Source organism: Nostoc sp. EspVER01 (assembly GCF_034530635.1).
In the GTDB taxonomy this organism is placed as follows: Bacteria; Cyanobacteriota; Cyanobacteriia; order Cyanobacteriales; family Nostocaceae; genus Nostoc.
Genome location: NZ_JAVRCS010000060.1, coordinates 1 through 23,632, shown reverse-complemented (window position 1 = coordinate 23,632; position 23,632 = coordinate 1). Strand labels below are relative to the sequence as shown.

The 23,632-nt window shown below is 40.3% G+C and carries 19 protein-coding genes and 1 pseudogene; 10 read left to right on the top strand and 10 right to left on the bottom strand.

Going from position 1 to position 23,632, the window contains the following annotated elements; all coding sequences use genetic code 11:
* Nucleotides 1-63: 63 nt before the first annotated feature.
* Together RMX69_RS28120 and RMX69_RS28115 are read left to right on the top strand one after the other, a co-directional pair.
* Nucleotides 64-1,128 (top strand): annotated as a pseudogene (locus RMX69_RS28120) (alpha/beta hydrolase family protein); the annotation flags it as partial.
* A gap of 1,026 nt (nucleotides 1,129-2,154) precedes the next feature.
* On the top strand, nucleotides 2,155-2,976 hold the full coding sequence (locus tag RMX69_RS28115; RefSeq protein WP_322639380.1) for an SDR family NAD(P)-dependent oxidoreductase: 822 nt from the start codon (nucleotides 2,155-2,157) through the stop codon (nucleotides 2,974-2,976).
* Nucleotides 2,977-3,014: 38 nt separating this feature from the next.
* Here the strand turns inward: RMX69_RS28115 and RMX69_RS28110 are convergent, their stop codons facing one another.
* Complete coding sequence (locus tag RMX69_RS28110) at nucleotides 3,015-4,253, bottom strand: ScyD/ScyE family protein (RefSeq protein WP_322639379.1); 1,239 nt, start codon at nucleotides 4,251-4,253, stop codon at nucleotides 3,015-3,017.
* 435 nt (nucleotides 4,254-4,688) lie between these two features.
* Between RMX69_RS28110 and RMX69_RS28105 the strand changes: the two genes are divergently transcribed.
* Together RMX69_RS28105 and RMX69_RS28100 are read left to right on the top strand one after the other, a co-directional pair.
* Nucleotides 4,689-6,188, top strand: a complete 1,500-nt coding sequence (locus tag RMX69_RS28105) for a glycosyl hydrolase family 57 (RefSeq protein ID WP_322639378.1) — start codon at nucleotides 4,689-4,691, stop codon at nucleotides 6,186-6,188.
* 221 nt (nucleotides 6,189-6,409) lie between these two features.
* Entirely contained in the window at nucleotides 6,410-6,994 is a 585-nt protein-coding gene (locus RMX69_RS28100; protein ID WP_289799214.1) for a hypothetical protein, read from the top strand.
* 124 nt (nucleotides 6,995-7,118) lie between these two features.
* On the opposite strand, the gene RMX69_RS28095 is transcribed toward RMX69_RS28100, so the two are convergent.
* Complete coding sequence (locus RMX69_RS28095) at nucleotides 7,119-8,477, bottom strand: sensor histidine kinase (protein WP_322639377.1); 1,359 nt, start codon at nucleotides 8,475-8,477, stop codon at nucleotides 7,119-7,121.
* Between the two features lie 351 nt (nucleotides 8,478-8,828).
* On the opposite strand from RMX69_RS28095, the gene RMX69_RS28090 reads away from it, so the two are divergent.
* On the top strand, nucleotides 8,829-9,620 hold the full coding sequence (locus RMX69_RS28090) for a Uma2 family endonuclease (RefSeq protein WP_289799212.1): 792 nt from the start codon (nucleotides 8,829-8,831) through the stop codon (nucleotides 9,618-9,620).
* 103 nt (nucleotides 9,621-9,723) lie between these two features.
* A complete protein-coding gene (locus RMX69_RS28085) occupies nucleotides 9,724-10,878 on the top strand; it encodes an S-layer homology domain-containing protein (protein ID WP_322639376.1) in 1,155 nt (384 codons plus the stop codon).
* A 248-nt stretch (nucleotides 10,879-11,126) separates the two neighbouring features.
* Here the strand turns inward: RMX69_RS28085 and RMX69_RS28080 are convergent, their stop codons facing one another.
* Nucleotides 11,127-11,564, bottom strand: coding sequence for a CAAD domain-containing protein (locus RMX69_RS28080; RefSeq protein ID WP_289799210.1), 438 nt, complete (start codon nucleotides 11,562-11,564; stop codon nucleotides 11,127-11,129).
* 974 nt (nucleotides 11,565-12,538) lie between these two features.
* On the opposite strand from RMX69_RS28080, the gene RMX69_RS28075 reads away from it, so the two are divergent.
* Nucleotides 12,539-14,263: a sensor histidine kinase gene (locus tag RMX69_RS28075; RefSeq protein ID WP_289799209.1), complete on the top strand. Its 1,725-nt coding sequence runs from the start codon at nucleotides 12,539-12,541 to the stop codon at nucleotides 14,261-14,263.
* 599 nt (nucleotides 14,264-14,862) lie between these two features.
* Here the strand turns inward: RMX69_RS28075 and RMX69_RS28070 are convergent.
* The 4 genes from RMX69_RS28070 to RMX69_RS28055 all read right to left on the bottom strand — a co-directional run bounded on the left by RMX69_RS28070 (nucleotide 14,863) and on the right by RMX69_RS28055 (nucleotide 17,491).
* Nucleotides 14,863-15,564 (bottom strand): carbonic anhydrase, encoded by a 702-nt coding sequence (locus RMX69_RS28070; protein ID WP_289799208.1) that lies wholly within the window; start codon nucleotides 15,562-15,564, stop codon nucleotides 14,863-14,865.
* 28 nt (nucleotides 15,565-15,592) lie between these two features.
* Entirely contained in the window at nucleotides 15,593-15,904 is a 312-nt protein-coding gene (locus RMX69_RS28065; RefSeq protein WP_289799207.1) for a P-II family nitrogen regulator, read from the bottom strand.
* A 4-nt stretch (nucleotides 15,905-15,908) separates the two neighbouring features.
* Nucleotides 15,909-16,877: a sodium-dependent bicarbonate transport family permease gene (locus RMX69_RS28060; RefSeq protein ID WP_322639375.1), complete on the bottom strand. Its 969-nt coding sequence runs from the start codon at nucleotides 16,875-16,877 to the stop codon at nucleotides 15,909-15,911.
* Between the two features lie 422 nt (nucleotides 16,878-17,299).
* Nucleotides 17,300-17,491, bottom strand: coding sequence for a hypothetical protein (locus RMX69_RS28055; protein WP_289799205.1), 192 nt, complete (start codon nucleotides 17,489-17,491; stop codon nucleotides 17,300-17,302).
* Between the two features lie 15 nt (nucleotides 17,492-17,506).
* On the opposite strand from RMX69_RS28055, the gene pcrA reads away from it, so the two are divergent.
* Nucleotides 17,507-19,831, top strand: a complete 2,325-nt coding sequence (gene pcrA / locus RMX69_RS28050) for a DNA helicase PcrA (RefSeq protein ID WP_322639374.1) — start codon at nucleotides 17,507-17,509, stop codon at nucleotides 19,829-19,831.
* 354 nt (nucleotides 19,832-20,185) lie between these two features.
* Here pcrA and RMX69_RS28045 read toward each other — a convergent pair whose 3' ends face one another.
* From RMX69_RS28045 to RMX69_RS28035, 3 genes are read right to left on the bottom strand one after another with little or no spacing between them, the layout of a single operon-like run.
* Complete coding sequence (locus tag RMX69_RS28045; RefSeq protein ID WP_322639373.1) at nucleotides 20,186-20,479, bottom strand: antibiotic biosynthesis monooxygenase; 294 nt, start codon at nucleotides 20,477-20,479, stop codon at nucleotides 20,186-20,188.
* Nucleotides 20,469-20,696 (bottom strand): DUF2813 domain-containing protein, encoded by a 228-nt coding sequence (locus RMX69_RS28040; RefSeq protein ID WP_322639372.1) that lies wholly within the window; start codon nucleotides 20,694-20,696, stop codon nucleotides 20,469-20,471. The genes RMX69_RS28045 and RMX69_RS28040 overlap by 11 nt, the downstream gene beginning before the upstream one ends.
* A gap of 5 nt (nucleotides 20,697-20,701) precedes the next feature.
* Nucleotides 20,702-21,616, bottom strand: coding sequence for a metallophosphoesterase family protein (locus RMX69_RS28035; RefSeq protein ID WP_289799201.1), 915 nt, complete (start codon nucleotides 21,614-21,616; stop codon nucleotides 20,702-20,704).
* Between the two features lie 135 nt (nucleotides 21,617-21,751).
* Between RMX69_RS28035 and RMX69_RS28030 the strand changes: the two genes are divergently transcribed.
* Both RMX69_RS28030 and RMX69_RS28025 read left to right on the top strand, forming a co-directional pair.
* The gene (locus RMX69_RS28030; RefSeq protein WP_289799200.1) at nucleotides 21,752-22,633 is read left to right on the top strand and encodes a hypothetical protein; all 882 of its coding nucleotides are present in this window, start codon (nucleotides 21,752-21,754) and stop codon (nucleotides 22,631-22,633) included.
* A gap of 108 nt (nucleotides 22,634-22,741) precedes the next feature.
* Nucleotides 22,742-23,572, top strand: a complete 831-nt coding sequence (locus RMX69_RS28025) for an ATP-grasp domain-containing protein (RefSeq protein ID WP_289799199.1) — start codon at nucleotides 22,742-22,744, stop codon at nucleotides 23,570-23,572.
* The last annotated feature ends 60 nt before the right edge of the window (nucleotides 23,573-23,632 follow it).

Here is a 23,632-nt window from a genome sequence, read left to right as displayed (position 1 = left end):
GCCCAGATTTAACTGAGAGGTGCGGGGAATAATATCCCCCATCGACTCAACCAAAGCCTAGAGTTAAATGACATTTCTCGCTCACGCCGTCTACCTGTAGATATCTATCTGCCAAAAGCAGGTTCACAAAACACTGGAGAATTATTCTCGCCTCCCTTTCCCCTGATTGTAATTTCTCACGGACTGGCCTCAGATCGCTCTACCTTTGTCTACCTGGCTGAACATCTAGCATCATACGGTTTTGCTGTTGCTGTACTAGAACACCCTGGTAGTAATGCCGAACGTTTTCAACAATATTTTGCGGGTTTGGCAGGGCCGCCAGATGCAGCAGAATTTATCAACCGACCTTTGGATATCAAATATCTACTCAATGAACTCCAGCGTCTAGATAAATCCGATCCCAGCCTCCAGGGAAAATTCAATTTTCAGCAAGTTGGGGCGATTGGTCAATCCTTTGGTGGTTATACTGTTTTGACTTTAGCAGGAGCCAATATTAACTTTGAGCAATTGCGCCAAGATTGTAATCCCGATAATTCATCCTTTAATTTGTCGCTGTTTTTGCAGTGTCAAGCAAACGAGTTACCTCCAAAGAATTACGAACTCAAAGACGATCGCATCAAAGCCATCATTGCGATTAATCCCATTGACAGCTCAGTTTTGGGTCAGGAGGGAATCAGTCAAATTAAAACTCCCGTCATGTTGGTAACAGGTAGTCAAGATGTTTTTGCACCACCCGTATTTGAGCAAATTCGCCCCTTTACCTGGCTTTCTAACTCTAATAAGTACTTGGCTTTGATCGAAAATGCCACCCACTTTTCAGCGATCGCCGAACCTACTCCTGAAAATGATGTCTTACCTGTGCCACCCGCCTTGCTGGGTCCCGATCGTGCTGCTGTTTATTCCTATCTCAACGCCCTGAGCGTCGCTTTTTTAGAAACCCATCTCCTCAACCGCCCTGAATATCGTTCCTATTTGCAGCCTTCCTACGCCACATTTATCAGCAAAGAGCCGCTTAATCTCAGTATTTTACAGTCGTTGTCGGTAGCTCAGTTCAATCAAGTTTGGAGTGGATCAACTCCCCAGTCAAGCAAACCATCAAATCCTCAACCTACTTCTACACCCCGTTAGGTTGGGAAAATACAATAAATATATGAGTGAAAACTTTTGTAGAGATGTAGTAATGCCACGTCTCTACAAGAGTTTTGAATAGAGAAATATTTCCGCCAATATCTATCCTTACTCCAAGCAAGTCGATTTAGCCGTGGGATAATAATTACTAATTACGTAAATTTACGGGGTACGGCTTTAGGCAGAATCATCAATTAGGAATCATGTTGACTTACAGTTAGATCACCGATTTATTAAAGAAGTTGGGGATCTTAGCGTTCGAGAATGATTGAAGTTTGCTATAGACGAGGTAAGTCTCAAACATTACTTTGATGAACTCAAAGCTAAACCTAAACAAATTACTATTTGTCCTAAAGTTTTGGCAGATAATTTCAGACAGCGATCTAGCCCTTTTTGATTATTTTCCATCAATCAAAGCCATCAACCTTACTTTTCAAGAAAACAGTAAATATACTGTTGCAATTATATAAGTTAGTTGAGGCCTCTAACTATTGCAACCATCAGCCAAAATGCTATATGTCTTTTTTGTTTCTAAACCATGAATTAGATATCACAATTTCCTAAAACAGGGCTATTTGTCAGGAAAATGAGATATTTATACTGAGGGATTCATAAAAACTTATTTAATAAAATCTTTTGTATATATATACTTGTCGTTAAGAAGTATTAAGAAATACTTATTAAAGAATATTGCAATAGCTTGATTTAATTGCTAACGTGTGTATGACAGCAATGCTGATGAACGCTCGGATCTAGGAGAAATAAAATCTATGAGCTATACCCATTCAGCCAAGTGTGTTAGGCTTTGACGGGTTCAAAACGAGAAATTTCTGCCTCATATAGACAACTATGAGGGATTGCAGATTAACCAAGAAATGTCTCATTGCTAAAGGCTTAGTTTCAGTTTGATTTCAATTGCGATTGATTATTTGTCTTACTTTGTGCCAACAAGTGAGTAGCTCTTGCTTGTGTGTATCGGCAATAACGAGGAGTTTGGTAAGACTTAAATTTTGGAGAATAAAACTAATGGAGATTCAAGGTAAAGTTGCCCTAATTACAGGGGCTTCGCGTGGAATTGGACGAGCGATCGCCCTCGAATTAGCGCAACAAGGCATCAAGCGAATGATATTGGTAGCACGCGATCGCCGCAAGTTAGTGGAGGTAGCCAACGAAATCGAGGCGATGGGTACTGAAGCTGCGATCGTCGCCTTAGATTTGACTCAAACAATTGAAGTAAATATCGCTGTCGCTCAACTGTGGCGCAATTACGGACAGATTCACCTGCTGGTTAATTGTGCGGGAGTTGCATACCAAAGCTCATTTTTGCAATCTAAAATGCCCCAAGTTCAAGAAGAACTCTCTGTGAACTTGTTAGGAATGTACAACCTCACTAGTTTGATTGCTCGACGCATGGCTAGCCAAAGACAAGGGACAATTGTCAATGTATCGAGCCTGATGGGGAAAGTTGCAGCACCAACGATGGCGACATACTCAGCAACCAAGTTTGCCATCTTAGGATTTACCCAAGCCTTGCGCCAAGAATTAGCTGAACACAATATTCGTGTGATTGCATTATTGCCTTCCCTGACAGACACAGACATGGTGCGCGACTTCAAATTATTTCGCTGGGTGATCCCCATGACTCCCCAGCAAGTGGCTAAAGCACTCGTCACCGGAATGCAGAATGATTCATCAGAAATTTTAGTTGGATGGCAAAGTCATTTAGCCGTGTTGTGTCAACGCCTCGCCCCTTGGTTGTTAGAGCTAATTTTACGAATAGCTACACCACCAGCACCAAGCAGACAACGGCTGATGGAAAAACTTATCCCTTCGCGTAGCATCTCGTAGAGAAGGGGAGACACCGAGGGCGATCGCTGACTCAACACTCAGCATTCCTGAACAAACTTGTCCGAAATCTTCAGTCTTTTGGCTTTACCCTTGTGCAACAAAGTAAGGCTCACAGTGCCAAGAAATGCTAATAAGCTGAAAGTAGAAGTAGATTCAGGAACAGACTTGGAATTCTCAATTTTGATAACTTGTCCAAGTCCAGGGCGATCGCCTCGGTTTGTTACGTAAATAGCATTATCAGCACCAATAGTCAAAGCAGTAGGAGATTCTAATCCATTGCCACTCAGAATAGTTGTGCGAGTCCCATCCCTGGCTATTTTAATTACCGAACCATCTAGATTACCTTTCCAGAGCGACTGATTAGCGTACTGCAAAGCATATAAATTACCCTCATTATCAAAATCTAAGTCAGTAAGTTGCGTAAAGCCATCAGTATAAACTGTTGCTTGACCATCAGCACCAACTCGATAGATTTTTGCTTCACCTTCTGGAAAAGGAAAACCAGTTAATTGGCTAATATAATAAGCGCCATCTGGGCCTTTAGCGACATTTGTAGGTACTGCTTGGATTTCAAATGGCAATGATGATGGGCCAGAGGGAAAAATTGGATTAGTTAATGTCTGTCGGGGAATTGTGGCGATCGCATTTAAATTTCTGCCATCAGTACCTACGCTGAGTAACTCATTAGCACCAGTATCAACTGTAATAATATTATTTCCATCTACAAGAAGAGAGAATGGATTGCTAATTAGATCGCCTTGATCAGGATTATTTGCAAGTTCATAATTAGCTAAATCAGCAACACTAGTCCAAGAATTTGTATTGAAATTAGCAGTGATGATTTTTCCTAAGTCAGTGTTACCCAATGCCGCCCGAAATGTGGGATTGGAACCATACCCAATTGCAATATAAGGCTTGCCAGTAGAATCAAATTTAATATCTTGAGGCCCAGAAGTATCAGTACCATCTGGTAATGCTAAAGAAGGAAGTCCTGTAAGTATACGTTCTTGCGTACCATTTCTAATTTTGGTGACTGCACCAGTTGTGCCATAACATAAAGATTGGTTTGCAACGCTCGGTGAAGGAACACAAGCTCCACTGCCACCTGTTCCTGCTTCCGTGACATAGAGACTCCCGTCATTACCAAAAGTTAAACCCCTTGGATTATTAAGACCATCAGCAATTACCGAAAATGATGCCGCCTCTGCTGCTTCCATTCCCGAAAAAGCAGCAATACAAACACTCAAAAATGTAATTCCAAATTGTTTTAGTTTCATGACACTCCTCCTAAAATTAAATTTGCGTAAAGCATAAAATAGGAAATTTTATCTTGATAAATAATAATTTTTAATATTTATAGTTTCTGTGGATTTTAGAGCTTATTTAAAAGAGGGAAACAGATTCAAACCTAGAAATCCAGATGAAATCTGAATTTCTGAATTTTGAGTTGTATCATACCATTTCCAAAAATCTTTGCAACATAATGAATCGGTTATAGGGGCGTACAGATGTACACTACTAGCAACAAAATTAAATAGAATTACTGTATATTTTTAATACTTTTTATACAAATGTGATATCCCAACTGTTGAACTACACAGATATTGTGGGATTACAAGACGATCGCAGTTTGCATCAATACATAAAGTTGCAGAGCAGAAATTGCTGGGCGATCGCATAATTAGACATACCTTGTTTCGGAGCAATCAGAAATGCTTTCCTTTCCCACAACGCTGACTCCTTTGCCCGAAATCATTGATGGCTTACCGAATATTTCTGGTTGGGAAACAGAGGTTCTCTCTGTGGTTAACCAAGATCAACCAGTATTTTTACCAACAACGAATATCCGCTTAGAAGACGTAAATGCTGTATTTGCGATCGCTTTGCACATGCACCAGCCAACTATACCTGCTGGAAATGGCGGTACGCTCATCAGCAATCTGCAATATATGTTTGAACATCCCCATGAAGGGGATAACCACAACGCAGATCCTTTTGCTTATTGTTACAGTCGCATGGGTGACTTGATCCCCGAACTTGTGAGTCAAGGTTGCAATCCGCGTGTGATGTTGGATTACTCTGGTAATCTGCTGTGGGGACTGCGGCAAATGGGACGCGGTGATGTTCTCGATAACCTTAAACGGATCACTTGCGATCGCACCTACCAACCTTATGTAGAATGGCTGGGTACAATGTGGGGTCATGCAGTTATTCCTTCCACACCCATAGCAGATATAAAATTACATATCGTTGCATGGCAACATCACTTTGCAGCAATTTTTGGCTGGGAAGCACTAGCGCGAGTCAAAGGATTTTCGCCCCCAGAAATGCACCTACCAAATCACCCTGATGCTCTCTTTGAATTTGTGAAAGCGCTAAAAGAATGTGGATATCGCTGGTTACTTGTTCAAGAACATTCTGTAGAAACTCTTACCGGCCAATCTCTCACTTATAAACATTTACCACATCGTCTAATTGCCCGTAATTCTCAAGGCGAAACAATTAGCATCACAGCTTTAATTAAAACCCAAGGTTCGGATACTAAATTAGTTGCTCAGATGCAGCCTTATTATGAAGCGAAAACATTATCCAAACAACAAGTTGGTGGTGTATTTATACCACCAATAGTTAGCCAAATTGGCGATGGTGAAAATGGCGGCGTGATGATGAATGAATTTCCTAGCGCTTTTAAACAAGCTTGGTGGGATATGGTAAATAATGGCGGAGGAAAATCAGGTGTAGTTGGAATGTGTGGTACAGAATATTTAGAATTAATCGAAGCAGCTGGATGCAAACCTGAAGATTATCCAACTTGTCAGCCAGTGGGACAACATCAAATTTGGCAGCGAATTTCACCAGATAATATTCAACCGCAAGCTGTAGAGAATGCCATTCAAGAATTAAAGCAAACAAACTCTAATTTTCATATGGATGGAGCCTCATGGACAAATCATATCAGTTGGGTAAAAGGATATGAGAATGTGTTGTCTCCCATGTATCAATTAAGCAGTTTATTCCATGAAAAATTTGATCCATTACAACAAGTTGACTCAGCAGAACCTGTAACCAGACAATCTCATTATCGTAATGTTCTTCTACATAACCTGTTGTTGCAAACCAGTTGTTTTCGTTATTGGGGACAAGGTGCTTGGACTGATCACGCGCGGGAGATTTACCAACGTGGCGAAAATTTGCTAAAAACGATATTTTAATAATAAAGAACTCAGGTGAAAAAATGAAACAGCCCTGCTTTTTTAAAAGTGGGGCTGAGGCTATACAGCACTTCCGGCAGCTATGAGGTACATCCTCAAATCTGAAAGCTTTGATAGGAGAGGGCAAGGAGAAAAACTGTATTGCATAATAGCCAGAAGCGCTGTATTGCAGGAAAAATATCACTAAATAAAGTATATTGTTTTCTAAATAGGCGATATAAATGAAAAATATTTATGAGATTTTAGAAATGATGAGACCAAGACCACAAATGTTTTTAGGACAGCGTTCCTTAACTGCATTAAGTGGCTTTATTGGTGGCTATTTTTGTGCTATGGAGGAAAATGGGATCTTAATTGAAGAAGAGAATCCTTCCTTTAGTCAGTTCCACGACTGGGTAGCTCGATATTATAAATGGTACGAATCAACAGCAGGATGGAAAAATATTATTCTCCGAGAAGTTGGAGACGAAGCAAAAGCATGTGATGTATTCTTTGAACTCCTTGAATTATTTAAGCAAAGGTTTCCTGTACTCAAGTATCGTGTTTTCTTAAATCAGAACCATAAATCTACTGGAGCTATATATCGACGTATATGTATAGATGGGATATACAAAGATTTAGATCCACCTAAAGAAATTAGAATTGTGCAATATACAACCGATTCTGGCTTTTACCGTTTCGATGTATCCCAAGCGGGAGAAATTTCAGAAATTGGCTATTTTGAGACAGAAAATTTAGTTATGGAAGAAGTTAAGAGAGAGTTTGAAGTTTCTTTAGATGAGTGGGAAACCTTAAATAACATTTAAGTATCCGAAAGTGATCAAAGACTAACTTAAACACGATCTCATGCTGATTTCAGAATCAGTATTTGAGCAATTATTTATTTGAAAAAATTGTTAATATATGGATCATTTTTCTCAATCTATCTTCTTACACCAGAGGTAATAAAATTTCAAATTTTGTACCTATACCAATCTGTGAATGGAAATTTAATTTACCGCCATGTCTTACAGTGATAATTCGATAACTTACTGCTAAACCAGTATTTTTACCATTCTTTGTTTCCAGAGAAAAAGACTCCATAATTTGCTGTTGTAATTCTTCAGACATTCCAGAGCCATTGTCAGCAATGCGAATTAAAACCCAGCGAGAATCTGGTGCATCTGGGTTGCTTGCTTCTTGTGAGATAACTTCTGTGGTAATCTCAATTCGGGGTTTTTGAACAGTCTTTGTCTCTTCTAAATGTAACTGCTGTCGCACTCCTTCATTGAGTAAAGTATCCACAACTTCACTTAAAATATTCATCAAAACCTGGTTTAATTGCCCCATAAAGCAATATACTGGGGGTAATTGACCGTAGTATTTGACGATTTCAATTTCTCCTTGAAGTCGGCTATTAATTAATAAAATGATGCTATCTATACAGGCGTGTAAATCTACTGGCTTGGGAAAAAGTTCATCAATATGACAGAAGTTTTGCAAGCTAGTAACGAGTTTTTTTAATCTTTCCGCTCCTGTACGAATACTAGCAAGCGATCGCGACAAATCTTGTTCTAAAAAATCAAATTCAATCTCTTCTTTAATCTGATTAATGGCCGGAGAAACTGATGGTAACTCTTGCTCGTAAGCGGCGATTAGTTTGAGTAAATCTTGACTGTAGTTTGAAACATAGATTATGTTACCCCAAATAAAACCCACTGGGTCTAAAACTTCGTGGGCTACGCCGTCTACTAAACGCCCCAAATTTGCCATTTTATCATTTTGAATCATTTGGGCTTGACTGCGTTCATAGCGGATCAGATTGTCGATTCCTCGAATTTGCCAAGAAATAATATTCAATTCTTGGACATCTAATAATCTATAAGCACCAGATTCGGTTTCTACTACAATTGGTTCTGCTAATAATTCTGGCGATCGCTTTAAGCTCAGTTGCATTGTTGTTAAAATCGATGTTGTATCAGTAACAAGCAACATCGGTGTCCGCACATAGCTGTAGAGAACAGCTAATGGTTGCTGAACAAATAACTCTTGTCCGAATGGACGAATCAAAAATTCTAGTAGTCGCCGCCGCGAAATCATCCCAATGAAATTTCCCTGTTCTACCAAAATTACTCCTGGTAGCAAGGGGTATTTGTCCAAAAAACTAGCCACTTCCATCCCGGTGTGGCTAATTTCCACTGAGAAATTATACATTGGTAGTTCTTGGAGGGTTGAATCTAAACCAAGATCGCGATCGCTACCCTCAGACAAAAATGGCGGTGAAATTTGGCAACTGAATTCTTCTGGCACTACACACCCTGATTTTTTCAAAGACAGGTAAAGAATAAGTTAATATTTTACATTCTGCCACCCTCAAAATCCGGTTTTAGTTTAGGTATCTAATAAAACTAATGGTCTATCAAGCTGAAAATCTTTCTCAGGCGACTGGAAGTAATTGGCGTGCAATTTAGAATCTGGGTGGAGAATATTGAGAAAGCGATGTCTACGATGGTCACTGAGCCTGTCCTGAGCGTAGCCGTTGGCGCAGCCTCTCGTAGAGAAGGGCGCAGCCGTTCGCGCAGCGTCTCGTAGAGAAGTGCGGGCTACGCCTACGCAAGCTAAACTAAAAATAACCTTTACCAAAAGTGCAAAGGTAGCGTTATGACTTCTGTAACCGATCCACCCAACGCTCTCGCTCCTTTCCCCTTCCCCGATCATACCCAGCTTCCTGAGTCCAATGGTACGTTCGTGTTCGCGGAGCGTGCCGGAGGCAAAAATTGGCAAGAACATCCCCAAAGCCTTCTACTAACTGACTCAATTACACCCATCCTCAAGCAATTAAATCCTGAAGGGGAATACTGTATAGGGCAAGACTTAGGAATTTACTGGCGGTTGACCGATCCCCTTGAAAAAGGCGCGGAAGCACCAGATTGGTTTTATGTCCCGAATGTACCATTTTTGCTCAATGGGCAAACGCGACGTTCTTATGTGATGTGGCGAGAGTTTATTGCCCCGTTGATTGTCTTAGAATTTGTCTCTGGGGACGGTAGTGAAGAACGAGATAAAACTCCTTTGAAGGGTAAATTTTGGATTTATGAGCAGGTGATTCGTCCTGCCTTCTACGGCATTTATGAAGCGAGTAAAGCCAGCCTAGAAGTTTATCATCTAATTGAGGGACAGTATCAAGTTTTACCAGCAAATGAACGAGGACATTATCCTATAGTTGCTTTGGGTGTTGAATTAGGCTTATGGCAGGGAAAATATCAGAATGTGGAATTACCCTGGTTGCGTTGGTGGGATTTACAAGGTAATTTGTTGTTGAGTGGAGATGAAAGAGCCGAACAGGAATCCCAAAGAGCAGAACAGGAATCCCAAAGAGCAGAACAGGAATCTCAAAGAGCTGATCGTCTAGCTGCTCAATTGCGATCGCTTGGCGTTGAACCAGAAATCTAATACCGTACTACAAATTACGAATTAAAAAAGGGCTGGTGTAAAAGAGTCATCTGTGGCTTAATTTGTTTAGACACAAATTTTTACTGCTACCAGGGTAATCACGATGACAAATAGACCTCCTTCCGAACCGGAGTCATCTCAAAAAACTGCCCTTGGCTTTGATGAATTTATAGCCATTTTGGTTGCCTTCACCACTATCGGAGCGATTCTTTTTTGGTCGTTGTCTCGCAGAGACTCTAGTTGGAACTTAAACGGGCTGCTGTTACCTTCCTCCACTCCGTCTCCTAGTGTTCGACCAAATCCAGTATTCCCCTCTCCTACTGCGAAGGTAAAACCTTATGCAGTCCCCGACAACGTTTTGCCATCTTCTTCACCGGAAGTTGTTGAACCCACTACGCCTTCATTCCCAACTAACAGCGCAACTCCTTACCGCGCAATGTTACCATCTATTCTGGTAATCCCAACTCAATCCCCACAACTACAAACACCTGTATCTCCTCCAACAGAAGTTGAGTCATCACTCAAATCATCAGCTTTGCCTTTAGTAACTCCGGCAAAACCAAAATCAATCATTCCGCCGCCAATTGCATTTAATGATGTGCCCAATGACTTTTGGAGTCGGCGTTTTATAGACGTTCTTTCTGCCCGTGGGATTCTCAAAGGGTTTCCTGATTATTCTTTTAGGCCAAATCAGCCTGTAAATCGCGCCGAATTTGCTGCCATACTAGAAAAAGCCTTTGACCAAGAACCGTCTAAGACTGCGATCGCATTTCAAGATGTACCAACAAACTTCTGGGCAACTCCAGCAATTGACCAAGCCATTAGTGCAGGATTTCTCAAAGGCTACCCGAAAAAAACCTTTAAACCACAACAAAATATTCCGCGAGTACAAGTTTTAGTTGCCCTTGTCAGTGGGCTGAATTTAAAAGCACCCACTTCTCCAAATCAGATTCTTAGTGTCTATAAAGATGCTAAAGACATTCCGCCTTATGCTGTAGGCAAAATCGCTGCTGCTACAACCAATGGTCTAGTAGTTAACTATCCAAATCCCCAAGTCCTCGATCCTAACAAAGTAGCTAGTCGGGCGGAAGTGGCGGCGATGATTCATCAAGCTTTAGTCAAACGGGGCAAACTGCCGGCAATTACATCTCCTAATATAGTGCGATCATCGTCCAAAATATCTCCAGAACTTCCACAGAGTCCAAAAATACCGACCCCAAAAGCTAAATTGACCACCGGAGGTTCGCCTCAACAATAATTACTAATTCGTAATTAAATTAAGGATCGTAGGAAGCAACTTCTACGAGTACTAGCGTTATGGGTGTAGTTTTGATATTACAAATTGTAAAAAAATTTCGTCAGGAATTTTGAGAGAAGTCTGAACGCCGACTTTCGGCATTCAGACTTCATGATTTGGAATTAGAGCGTACTTCTACACAGGAGCAAGTTATGCGTAGCGTCTGTCTACGACACGCTGCGCGAACGTAGAGAAGCAATAATTAGATATTAAGCTTCTGGAATTTGTTTACCGACAACTTGTGATTTAAGAGTGGTGATTTCACTAGTTAACTCTTTCCTAGTTGAGGCTTTGAGTAAATAGCGGTAAACAAACCAGGCAGAGTAACCAATACCGATCAGCTCAAAAGTAGGTGCTACCAAAGGGATATCATTCAAAGCATCTAATATTGCCAAGAGTACCTTAACGGCAACAATTGATCCTACAATTAAACCAACTGTTACCAGGGGTTGCTTATATTGATTAAAAAAGCTTCCCAGATAATCTGGTAATGTTGCTAAAAAGGTAGAAATTTGCTCTCCGTATTTTACCCATTCGTCTTGAGGCTGTGCCGGAGGCTGAAGTTTGGTAATGGTTCCTGTTTGGCTGTTGATCTCTGCCACTGTAGTCTCTTTAGATGCGGTTTCGGTAAATTCTTGTTCTGGCATTTTCACTCCTATTAATTTGACAGTTGAGTTTTTCTAATCTGGATAATTACAACCAAAAGATTGTTGATTAAGTAATGCACTTGTGCATCAGTACAATTTGGTGAGAGGCACAAAAATATTTTAGTGTCCTATAACCATAGTTGCCCCGTACTATCTACTGCATCAACTACAAGGTAGACAGTCAGTAGGAGGATAGAACTCAGAAGGCAGCAGGATGTATTATAATCAACTTCCTGAGTTCTATTTTTGGAATCAACTGGAATTCTCAGGTTGTGATTATCCCATTCTGTGTCATTTGCTCATAATCGTACTAAATCTAAGTACAAATCATGCAAAAATCACTCCACCTCTCATTTATATAAGCCTAGAAGCCGATTTTATCCGATATTAAAGCTATCTTAAGCCGCGTTCGTCAATTAACGCATTCGTATTGATATTAATACGTAATAAAAATTTTTGTGTGTTCATATAGACTAGACTTTTAAGCTCTTTTATGATATGTGTGTTTGGGATGAAGGAGACAAGAGGATAAACAAAACTCAGCACTCTTTTTGCCAATCCCTAATCCCCAAGAAGTATCAAACCTTTTGTTTTTCTCCTGATTGTATTAATTTTATAAGGAAGCAATAAGGTAGAGTAGTGGCGTAGGCGATCGCAAGAACTCATTGCTTGCTATCAACCGCATATTGTGGAAAGTAGTGTAGTAAGGAGAAGACGCTCTTAGGAGGGTCTTTAGTGCAGGAAACTATATCGTTGCTCCTAAAAGAAGCGAACTCTATTAAGTTTAGTAATTATACTTACAAGGGCTGTTGCAAAATTAACTTATATAATCTAAGCTGATGCTAATTATCTAGCAAGCAATGATTTGCTCTTGCGATAAAAGAAGATAATGTAGATGTTAATGACTAATTAAGGTATTTTGACAATCTAGATTAATTTGATTATTTTTGCGGGAAGGCAAGGAGGTTTGAGAAATGCCAACTCAAAAGCCAACCCCTATCTACAGCAGTTCAGAAAGCAAAAAAGTGTCAGCCGAAGAGCCATCGACAGACGAACTCCCAACTATAGAATTTCCTTCACGAGGGAAACTCAAAGCTAGTTCTTGGCGTATCCATCAAAAAATTGGCTATGGGTACTTTGTAGCTATCGGAATTGGCTTTTTTGGCTCACTGACTGGATTAGTGATTGCTAATTACTACCGGGGAAGGGAAGTTAGACAATTTAATCAAGCTTATGAACAAGGACAACTACTGAGTAATTATAAAGATGCAGTAGTAGGGGCGCAATTACATAGTTCTAACCTAGTTGCTGTATTAGAAAATTCACAACAACTGCAAAACAAAAAAGCGGATTTTCTGAATAATGTTGAAAAAGCCAAGGAACTAGAGTCAAAAATTGGCGGATTTATTGACAGTAAACCTAAAAGACTTGCAGCAACAAGTTCGACTTTACAGACATTATTGCTGGATTACAAGACTAATTTAAAAGCCTACGTTGAACAAATTGAGGTCGTCTTACAGAAAATTGACTCCCGAAAAGTGCAGCCTCAGCAGATTTCTTCTGCCCGATCGCAGTTATTGGCAATTATGCGTGGTCAAACAGCCGTGCGGCTAGACCAGCTTTCTCAAAGCTTGACTAACATCCTGCAAACTGCTGAAGATCAAGAGCAAGAAAGGCAAAAAGCTGTCGAGCAGGCGAGAATAGTTGAGCGGTTAATTGTAATAATGAGTATGCTGGTTTCGGTAGCGATCGCAGCCATTGTAGCTTGGCGTACCAGTCGAGCGATCGCAGAACCAGTTATTATTGTAACCCAAGTAGCTGAACAAGTTGCCAGGAAACATAATTTCGATTTGCGAGCGCCCGTTACCACTGAAGATGAAATTGGATTACTTGCCAAATCTCTAAATCGTCTAATTGAGCGAGTATCTGAGCGAACAAAACAACTACAACAAGCTAAAGAATTAGCCGAAGCTGCTAGCAAGGCAAAAAGCGTATTTTTGGCCAATGTCAGCCACGAATTACGCACACCATTAAATGCTGTCATTGGCTTAAGCCAACTACTAGAAGACGACGCTACCGATCTTGGTTTATCGCCAGACTTTATTACAGATTTAGAAACAATTAATGCTGCTGGGAAACATCTACTGCACTTGATTAACGAAATCCTCGACTTGTCAAAAATTGAAGCGGGGAAAATGACCCTGTATCCTGAGACATTCGAGATTGCAACGCTGATTCATAACGTTGTCCTCACAGTCAAGCCAGCTATAGAAAAAAATGCCAATGTTTTAGAAGTGGATTTTGATGAGCAACTTGGCACCATGTATGCCGATCAAACCAGGATGCGGCAGGTGTTATTAAACTTACTAAGTAACGCTAGTAAGTTCACTACAAACGGTAAGATAATGCTGACAGTCAAAAGAGAAAAAGATGAAGTACGGCTGGATGCTCCTTTAGGCAGCATTATTTTCACCGTTACCGACACAGGTATCGGTATGTCTAACCGTCAACAGCAGCAGTTATTTCAACCTTTTACACAAGGTGACACTTCAACTACGAAAAAGTATGGAGGTACGGGATTGGGGTTGGCAATTAGCCGCCACTTTTGCCAGATGATGGGTGGTGAAATTATTGTCAAAAGTCAGCCAGGAATTGGCTCTACTTTCACTATTCGTCTACCAATGACTGTGCAGGATTGAATATAATTCGTAATTCGTAATACTTCGGCTCCTTTCGACTTCGCTCAAGGCAAGACGCTCAGTACAAGTTCGTAATTCGTAATTGAATAAGGGTTGATACCAATACTGCTCGGTTAAGCCTAAAAAAGCACTCTGGGGTAGGTTGGGTTGAGGAACGAAACCCAACATTTTCAGGGTTTTGTTGGGTTTCATATCATGTCCGCATAATTAGTTATGATTTCCACAGTCATTGCACCCCACCCCCAGCCCCTCCCGAAGAGCGGGGAGGGGAGACAAAGCGCAGCTTTGGCGGGGTGGGGTTCTTGGGTTTTAGTAAGTAATCAAGCGGACATGATATCACTCCGTTCAACCCAACCTACGAATCTTCTTAACCGAGCAGTATTGGGGTTGATACCCTAGTTTTTATAAACGTCTTGTTTGGTGTCGGGGTTTAAATCCACGTCACAAAACATAATTATGTTAGCGGCAGCGTACTCCTACGAAGAAGCAAGCTACGCGTAGCGTCTGGTAGAGAGGAACGAGCGTCATTACGAATTACGAATTGTTTAATGGGCGTTTTGTAAAGAAGTGAGATTTCCCCCCAGGACTCAAACGCAAATTCAAATAATAATACTTACTTTGCCTGTATCTAAATCGTAACGACCCCCGACAATTTTCAATTTGCCCGACTCCACCTGCTTAGTTAAAAGCTTTGATCGCTTCAATCGTTCAATTTGATATTCCACATTTGCCACCACAGCGTTTTCAACTGCATCACCCGGCTGATCCTTGACCCTTTTCAGGGCTGGCTTAATTGCCTTAACAAAAGTACTAATATCACCAGGTAATGATTCCTTTTGGACAGCGGCGGTTACTGCGCCACAACGTTCATGGCCCATCACCATCAGCAGTGGAGAACCTAATAAGACAACTGCATATTCAATACTACCGATCGCTTCATGTGTGGCAATATTTCCGGCAATCCGCACATCAAAAATGTCTCCAATGCCTTGATCGAAAACAATTTCTGCGGGGACTCGTGAATCCGCACAACTAAGAATAGTTGCAAATGGATGTTGAGCTTGAGCAACTTCGTGCAGCCGCAGTTCAGATTGATCGGGGTACTGGGGATGATGCTGAATAAACCGCTGATTTCCCTCGATCAGCTTTTGTAAGGCGGCATCGGGACTGAGGGATTCAGCAGAAGTTGAGGGGATTTCGGCAGCTTTCGCCTGTTCTACCCGCCAGAGTAAATCGCTGGCAGATAGCATCATCCCAAATGCCCCGGTCATTCCCAACTTCAAAAAGTCACGACGTTCCATGAAATGTTTCATTGAATTTATAACTCTCTTACAGAGACGCGATACATCTGACAGAGCGAATTTCCATCACATCGGAAACGTAACAAGTACCTCCGAATTTATTCAGGAGTGGTCTGATATTTTCGACAACACGCTTGAGTTCTTCTGGCATACAAAACGCGAGGATGTAAACATTATCAAGCATGGTCATGTCTAAATCTTCTGTCGTTCCTCGTAATCCTTTACCAACAACATTTCTAATGACGGCATGGTTATGTACACCTGACTTGTCTAAATTATCTAAAATTTTGGCAAGCTCAAAGGAATTGGCGATAATTTCTATCTTTTTAACTACGTGCATATTATTACCTCCAGAATAGGTTAATTCCGTAGAGATATAGCGGAATTCCCACAATAATATTGAACGGAAATGTGACTGCTAGAGCGGTAGAAACATATAGGCTGGGATTTGCTTCGGGAACAGTCATCCGCATCGCCGCAGGCACAGCAATGTAAGAAGCGCTGGCACACAATACAGCGAATAATAGCGAATTTCCTTGAGGCATACCGATGAATTTGGCGATCGCTAACCCAATCCCTGCATTGAGTATTGGAATTAGTATGGCAAATAAAATCAGGAAAACTCCGGTTTTTTGCAAGTCTTTAATTCTTCTGGCAGCCACCAGTCCCATATCCAATAAAAAGAAGGTGAGAATGCCATAAAACAACCCTTGAGTAAAGGGTTCTAATACGTGCCAACCACGTTCTCCTGTCAAGACACCGATTAAGAGGCTACCGACTAGTAGAAAAACTGAACTATTAAGAAATGCTTCTTGCAAAACTTCTGACCAAGCAAACTCTCGCTTTTCATCGGCGGTGAATATACTTACCAAAATCAGACCAACAATGATCGCCGGAGATTCCATCAGGGCAAGAGCTGCTACCATGTAACCATCGTACTGAATACCAAGCTCAGTTAAAAAAGCGCCGGCAGTGATGAAAGTGACGGCACTGATAGAACCGTAGGTTGCTGCGATCGCCGCAGCATCGTAAGTATCCAGTTTCCACTTTAAGATAAAAAAGGTGTAAATTGGAACAAAACAAGCCATCAACATTGCTGCCAGGAGTGTTAAAATTACTTCCTGATTCAGTCCGCTTTTGATTAGTTCTACCCCTCCTTTAAAACCAATTGCAAACAGCAAATACAACGAAAGGAGTTTGGGTACTGGTGGGGGAATTTCCAAATCAGACTTGACAAAAACAGCAGTCATGCCTAAAAAGAAAAACAAGATTGGCGGATTCAAAATGTTGGATACAATTAAGCTAAAATCCATATCCACCCCTCTTTATACTGGTAAAACCTGCAATTAAAGAAATTTTTCATCTTTAAAAATTTAACGGTTCAATGATGATGTATGGTGTATTGCTACCTAATTGTCAATTGGGTACTCAATGAGTGAATAGTCCGATTGGTGACTATACTCTCAGTTAGTTATGTACAGCGTTTTGCAAGCAAATAAACCACGGGCTAGGGAATATTTTCATGTCCCCATGAAAACTCTTAGGGGCAATTAATTAATTTCCCCTACTGTTGACAACACAACAAGTTAGAGCTTGTCTACTATCTTTTGATGTTTGATTCCCCGTGGCTGATTTTACGACACAACGCGCCGGAATAACTAGTGGCTAAGTTTTCTACGTAGAAAAGTTAACGTATTGTTAGGGCAATTATGAATTGCCCCGACAATGTTTTGGTTTATGTTTCGCGGATTTTTGGCATAAATCCAATAAAGATGATACCTGACAATCTTTGTTGACCAAGTTTCGTTAGGATGTTGTAACCTGGGCAATAGCAACTCTCTATTGATGTGATGCCAGGCGTAGGCGTAGCACTTCGGCTCATTTCGGCTACGCTCAATGACCAACGCTCAGTGACCGTCGGAGACATCGCTTTTTCACATCTATGACAACAACCATCGACTTTCTCAGTCACCTTAACCCTAGCCAACGTCAAGCTGTCGAACATTACTGCGGCCCGTTGTTAGTTGTTGCTGGCGCAGGTTCCGGTAAAACACGAGCGCTGACTTATCGGATTGCGAATCTAATTCTGAAACACCGTGTAGATCCAGAAAATATCCTGGCGGTTACTTTTACCAACAAAGCCGCGCGGGAGATGAAAGAACGGATTCAACGGCTGTTCGCTGAACAACTGGCAATGAAACAACACGGTCAGCGGTTGGATTTGTTGACAGAATACCAACAAATGGAATTGCGATCAAAAGTTTATAAAAGCACGATAAAATTCTTGTGGTGTAACACTTTCCACAGTTTATGTTCTCGTATTCTTCGCTCTGAGCTTGGAAAATATCAAGATGAAAAAGGTCGGTCTTGGACTAACAATTTCTCCATTTTTGATGAATCTGATGTTCAAAGCCTGATAAAAGAAATTGTTACTAAAGACTTAAACCTAGACAATAAAAAATTTGATGCTCGTTCTGTTCGCTACGCTATTAGTAACGCTAAAAACCAAGGCTTATCACCACAAGAATTTGAGCAAGATCAACCCAATTATCGCGGAAGGGTAATTGCTGATGTCTACAATCGTTATCAAGATAAATTAGCACAAAATAATGCTCTCGACTTTGATGATTTGATTCTAGTTACTACAAGATTATTTCAGCAAAATGAGAAAGTTTTAGATTACTGGCATCGCCAGTTTCGTCATATCCTCGTAGATGAATATCAGGATACTAATCGTACTCAGTATCAACTCATCCACTTATTAGTGACTAATGGTGAAAGCAGAAAGAGCGAATGGAAATGGGAAAATCGCTCAGTTTTCGTTGTCGGCGATGCAGATCAATCCATTTACAGCTTTCGGATGGCAGATTTCACCATTTTGATGGGATTTCAGGAAGACTTTGGCGATGGTTTGGTAGATGATGATACCCGAACGATGGTTAAGCTGGAAGAAAACTATCGTTCTTGTGAAAACATTCTGCAAGCGGCTAATGAACTAATTGAAAATAACACCCAACGGATTGATAAAGTCCTGAAGGCGACGCGGGGGACGGGTGAACAGATTACTTGTCATAAAGCCGATGAAGAGCTTGCAGAAGCGGCATTTGTAATTAATCAAATTAGCACTTTAGAACAGCAAAATCCAGAGTTAAACTGGGGTAGTTTTGCCATACTTTATCGGACGAATGCCCAATCTCGTCCCTTTGAAGAATTGTTGGTGAAATATCAAATTCCTTACACAGTTGTAGGGGGAATGAGATTTTACGATCGCAAAGAAATTAAAGATGTCGTAGCTTATTTAAGAGCAATAAATAATCCAGCTGATACAGTCAGTTTATTGCGAGTTATTAATACTCCCCGGCGGGGAATTGGCAAAACCACTATTGATGCTTTGATGAACGCATCTCAGCAATTAGGGACGACTTTGTGGGAAATCCTCAGCGATGAAACATCAGTTAATACATTAGCTGGACGGGCGACAAAAGCTGTAAATAACTTTGCCGCAATAATTAGCCGTTGGCAAGGACAAGTCGCCACGCTTCCGGTGACAGAGGTTTTGCAAGGAATATTAGAAGATTCTGGTTACGTTCAAGACTTGATGAATCAAGGCACAGATGAAGCCACAGATCGGGTACAAAACGTCCAGGAACTTTATAACGCCGCACTGCAATTTCAAGAAGAAAATGAAGAGATTTCCCTACGAGATTTTCTAAGTAGCGCCGCCCTCAGTTCCGATTTGGATAACTTAAAAGAAGGGCAGACAGCCGTTTCTTTGATGACTTTGCACGCTTCCAAAGGTTTGGAATTTCCCGTAGTATTTTTGGTGGGATTAGAACAGGGGCTATTTCCCGGCTACCGTTCCCTGAGCGATCCTGCATCTTTGGAAGAGGAACGCCGCTTGTGTTATGTGGGGATTACTCGCGCCCAAGAAAGGTTGTATTTATCACACGCGCGGGAACGCCGTTTGTATGGTTCTCGTGAACCTGCGATGCGATCGCAATTTCTCGACGAATTGCCAGAAGAATTAATATCTACCAAACGCGCGAGTCGTCAAAGTTATACCAAAAGTGCCTCTAGTTCTAGTGGTAAACAAGACTCAACGCAGAATTGGCAAGTGGGCGATAGAGTATTACATAAAACTTTTGGGCTTGGTGAAATCACTCACGTCTTCGGAACGGGTAATAAGATGTCTGTAGCAATTAAATTTGCCAGTTTGGGACAAAAAATTGTTGACCCAAGAGTAGCACAGTTGCAACGAGTAGAGTAATGAGGTGTATAAACGACCAGATAGACTATTATCTTTTGATGGAGCGTTGCTACATAACAAGCTGTGTCAACTACAGAAGAAGCATTTGTAACTCCAGAACGTGTTGGACTAACTAAAACTTGTTCATTAATAAGTTAGAGAGAAGTTTTACTAACTAAAACTCCTATTTTACTTATCATTTTTTGACTTTTTATAATCAATGATTAAATCGATGAAATCCAACTTTAGTTTTACTTATCTAAAAAACGAGTATTTGTAACTAAAGCATTAACATTTATAAGTTGAGCTTAAGTTGTATTAACTCCAGCTTCTTCCGAACTTATCAAAGAATGAGTTTTTGTAACTTGTTGTTTTTCATATTTCAATTTCTTCAAAGTGTTCAACAGTTGGAAATGGCTCATAAAAATGATGCAGAAGTTTTTTCCACTCTTGATACTCAGCAGAACTTCTAAATCCTACAGTGTGAGATTCTAAAGTTTCCCATCTAACAAGTAATAAGTATTTACCTTGAACTTCTATACATTTATGCAATTCATGAGATAAATATCCGTCCATTGAGGAAATAATTTTAGAAGCTTTTTTGAAGGCAACTTCAAAATCGGATTGCAGACCAGGTTTAACATGAAGCATAACTGCCTCAAGAATCATATACTATTTGGTATCCTAAACTCCTATTTTTACTTATTGACTCTGCATATGCAATATCCCTTATCAACTGTGACAAAAGAATAGCAAGGCAATCAAGAATACTCGATTTGCCAACACAGTTAATACCAATCAGCGCCCTTGGACTCGTTTCATCAAACTCAAGCGTCAAATCGCCGATTCCACGGAAGGATTGCATTTTCGAGCGCTTGACTTTCATAATAATTACGCTGATTTCAACTGAATAATACCTTTATCAAAAACGCGATTATTAGTAGCGATCGCACTTATTTCTATTCTATCTTTATACACTTCATAAACAGCAAAACTTAAATCACTGGTAGAATACCCTGTCCACTCAGAACGCCCTACAGGACGATTCCCAGCACCCGCGCCACAAATTAAGTAAGTTGTACCATCAATAGCACGAGTGCGTTCATAATTATGTTCGTGACCATTGATGTAAAGTTGAACGCCGTATTTTTTAAATAGGGGAGTAAAAGTTTTAATAAAATCTGGATTGCTCCCATATTGACCCGATGAATAAATCGGATGATGACCAAACACTACTTTCCAAGGAGCTTTACTAAGACTTAATTCTTTTTCTAACCAAGGTAACTGGTTTTTCCAATCAGCATTCCCGTTAGTATCTAAAGCAAAAAATTGTACAGTTCCCCGGCGAAATGTATAGTAACGTCCCTTCATATTAAAGCCAGCATACTTGACTTGTGGATCGCCATTAGCTGTACGAATATCGTGATTACCTAAACAAGCATGAAATTTCACGCCTTGCTTGAGTAAACCTTGATAAGGACGCTCAAAAACTGCATTAATTTTCTCAATTTCGCCGTTATTGTAAATGTTGTCTCCAGCTAAAACAACTAAATCATAGGGATTTTTCTTATGATACGCATTCATCGCTCCAGCCACAGCATACTGTCCCTTAGCGCCAGTCCCCGTATCTGCTACAGACACAAAACGTAATAACAAGTCTTTTTTGGCTGGGTTGGCGGCTATAGCTGTTGTTGAATCGGTAATATCAGCAGTTTGATAATTTTGACGAAACGTCCAGCCGAAAAATCCTGTACCAATAGTGCTGACGCTACTTAAAAATAAAAATTGACGGCGTTTTAGGTTCATAATTCACCAAATTTAATAAATAATCAGTTTAGCTGAAGCAATGCGCAATGTAGTGATACATTAAGGCAAAAGAAGGCAGCACCAGTAATAATGTACGTTGTTTGTCTTTGATTCGCTGCTTTTGGTGAAAGTTCCATGTCACAAGACAATCAGTCAAAACCGACGGATAAGCAAGTAACTCAACCTCCCCAAAAACCTTACCAGAGAGTTCAGCCATTTTGGAAGGCTAAAATTATCCAACTTCTCCAAGGAACGATTGGGGTTCTAGAAGTAACGGTGGAAAAACTGGAGACAACACCCCCACCTGGTACTGAGGAAAAACCTGGTTTTTTTCAGCAGCTTCAGTTGAGGTGGGGTGGACTGTTAAGGACAATCCGCTTGTTTTTACCATCAAATTTGTCAACAAAGTTATCAGATACAGCTTTGACGGGAATTGTGACTGGAGTTGCTGTAATTCTTGTTTGGACGACTACAACCGTATTTACTGGTAAACCTACGGAAATAGCAACCGTTCCCCCGGTTGAAGAGGTTCCGATACCAACACCAACGATAACTACTCCACCGGAATCAGTCGCACCAGAACCACCAGAGGAAATTACGCCACCGCCAGAAGTACAAACTACGCCACCAACGCCGGAACCAGAACCAGAACCAATTCCTACGCCAAAGCCAATCCCAACACCAACGCCGACACCAATCATAGAATTGACACCAGAACAAGCTTTGATTGCGGCTATTGAAAATCAGGTAGCTGAAATTAGCGATCGCGTTGCCTCTGGTCTGATAAAGTCAATTCAAGCTAACTTCCGTACAAGTAACTTGACTGTCAAAATTAGTAATGATTGGTATACTCTCAATGAATCTCAGCAAGACAAACTAGCTGCGGAAATATTACAACGCTCTCAAGAACTTGATTTTACTCATTTAGAAATTATCGACTCCCAAAATAGGCTAATAGCTCGTAACCCGGTTGTTGGGACTGAGATAGTAATTTTTAAACGGCAAATAGCAAGTTAAAATAATTCGTACCTCGACTTCTCTACGAGACGCTACGCGTAGCTTGCTTCCCCGAAGGGGTACGCTCGGCAACCTAATTCGTAATTTGGAGTTTAACTTTAAGTATTTATGTTAGACAATGTTTCGTTATTGCTGAAAGCCTGTGAAAATTTAAATATCAGCTATGAAATTCTTCATCCTTCAGAAAACTTAATCAAAATAAAATTGAATAGTAAACAGCATTATTTTTGCAACTATAGTACTCCGTTGCTTAATCAAGCAGTAGCACACCTGCTCAAAGACAAAGAATATACTTATCATGTTTTAAATAAAAAAATTAAACTCCCTCGAACGGTGGGTTTTCTTTCCCCTTTTTGTGACACCAAATATAAGGTTTACTTAAAATTCCCAACTATTCAAGATATCGTATTGGAAATAAAAGAAAATTTTGAAACACCAGTAATTATTAAAAGAAACTCCGGTGCAAGCGGGCATAATGTTTTTTTATGTAAGAATATAGATAAAATTGAAACTGCTTTAAAAGAAATTTTTAATATTAATAATAAGTATGATTACGTCGCTCTTGCTCAAGAATTTATTCACATCAAATCTGAATATAGAGCGGTTTTCTTAAACAAAGAGTTAGTTTTGCTCTATGAAAAAGATATAACTGATGCGAAATTTGTCGGTAATCTCAGCCCTCTACACTGGGATGGTGCAAAAGCTAAGTATATTAACGATCCACAAATACTATCAGAGATTGCTAATTTTGCTCAACCAGTTTTTGAAGAATTAGACCTTGATTATGGTGGTTTTGATATCGTATTAGATCGAGATAATCAATATTGGTTAATTGAAATCAACTCTCACCCAAACTTTGGCATTTTTATTAGAGACAATGGAGAGGAGTATGTATTGAAAATTTTTGAAAAAATGCTCGTTAGCCTAGCCTCAAATTGAAGAAATAATATCATGTCCGCTTGATTGCTTATTAAACCCGAAGAACCCCACCCCCGCCAA

Excerpts from the sequence above, each read along its gene's own strand:
- RMX69_RS28080 (WP_289799210.1), bottom strand. The coding sequence starts at position 11,564 with ATGCCAGAACAAGAATTTACCGAAACCGCATCTAAAGAGACTACAGTG.
- RMX69_RS28065 (WP_289799207.1), bottom strand. The coding sequence starts at position 15,904 with ATGCACGTAGTTAAAAAGATAGAAATTATCGCCAATTCCTTTGAGCTT.
- RMX69_RS28105 (WP_322639378.1), top strand. The coding sequence starts at position 4,689 with ATGCTTTCCTTTCCCACAACGCTGACTCCTTTGCCCGAAATCATTGAT.
- RMX69_RS28055 (WP_289799205.1), bottom strand. The coding sequence starts at position 17,491 with ATGTCTCCGACGGTCACTGAGCGTTGGTCATTGAGCGTAGCCGAAATG.
- RMX69_RS28115 (WP_322639380.1), top strand. The coding sequence starts at position 2,155 with ATGGAGATTCAAGGTAAAGTTGCCCTAATTACAGGGGCTTCGCGTGGA.
- RMX69_RS28060 (WP_322639375.1), bottom strand. The coding sequence starts at position 16,877 with ATGGATTTTAGCTTAATTGTATCCAACATTTTGAATCCGCCAATCTTG.
- RMX69_RS28035 (WP_289799201.1), bottom strand. The coding sequence starts at position 21,616 with ATGAACCTAAAACGCCGTCAATTTTTATTTTTAAGTAGCGTCAGCACT.
- RMX69_RS28040 (WP_322639372.1), bottom strand. The coding sequence starts at position 20,696 with ATGAAAGTCAAGCGCTCGAAAATGCAATCCTTCCGTGGAATCGGCGAT.
- pcrA (WP_322639374.1), top strand. The coding sequence starts at position 17,507 with ATGACAACAACCATCGACTTTCTCAGTCACCTTAACCCTAGCCAACGT.
- RMX69_RS28075 (WP_289799209.1), top strand. The coding sequence starts at position 12,539 with ATGCCAACTCAAAAGCCAACCCCTATCTACAGCAGTTCAGAAAGCAAA.
- RMX69_RS28030 (WP_289799200.1), top strand. The coding sequence starts at position 21,752 with ATGTCACAAGACAATCAGTCAAAACCGACGGATAAGCAAGTAACTCAA.
- RMX69_RS28110 (WP_322639379.1), bottom strand. The coding sequence starts at position 4,253 with ATGAAACTAAAACAATTTGGAATTACATTTTTGAGTGTTTGTATTGCT.
- RMX69_RS28045 (WP_322639373.1), bottom strand. The coding sequence starts at position 20,479 with ATGATTCTTGAGGCAGTTATGCTTCATGTTAAACCTGGTCTGCAATCC.
- RMX69_RS28070 (WP_289799208.1), bottom strand. The coding sequence starts at position 15,564 with ATGGAACGTCGTGACTTTTTGAAGTTGGGAATGACCGGGGCATTTGGG.
- RMX69_RS28090 (WP_289799212.1), top strand. The coding sequence starts at position 8,829 with ATGACTTCTGTAACCGATCCACCCAACGCTCTCGCTCCTTTCCCCTTC.
- RMX69_RS28025 (WP_289799199.1), top strand. The coding sequence starts at position 22,742 with ATGTTAGACAATGTTTCGTTATTGCTGAAAGCCTGTGAAAATTTAAAT.
- RMX69_RS28085 (WP_322639376.1), top strand. The coding sequence starts at position 9,724 with ATGACAAATAGACCTCCTTCCGAACCGGAGTCATCTCAAAAAACTGCC.
- RMX69_RS28100 (WP_289799214.1), top strand. The coding sequence starts at position 6,410 with ATGAAAAATATTTATGAGATTTTAGAAATGATGAGACCAAGACCACAA.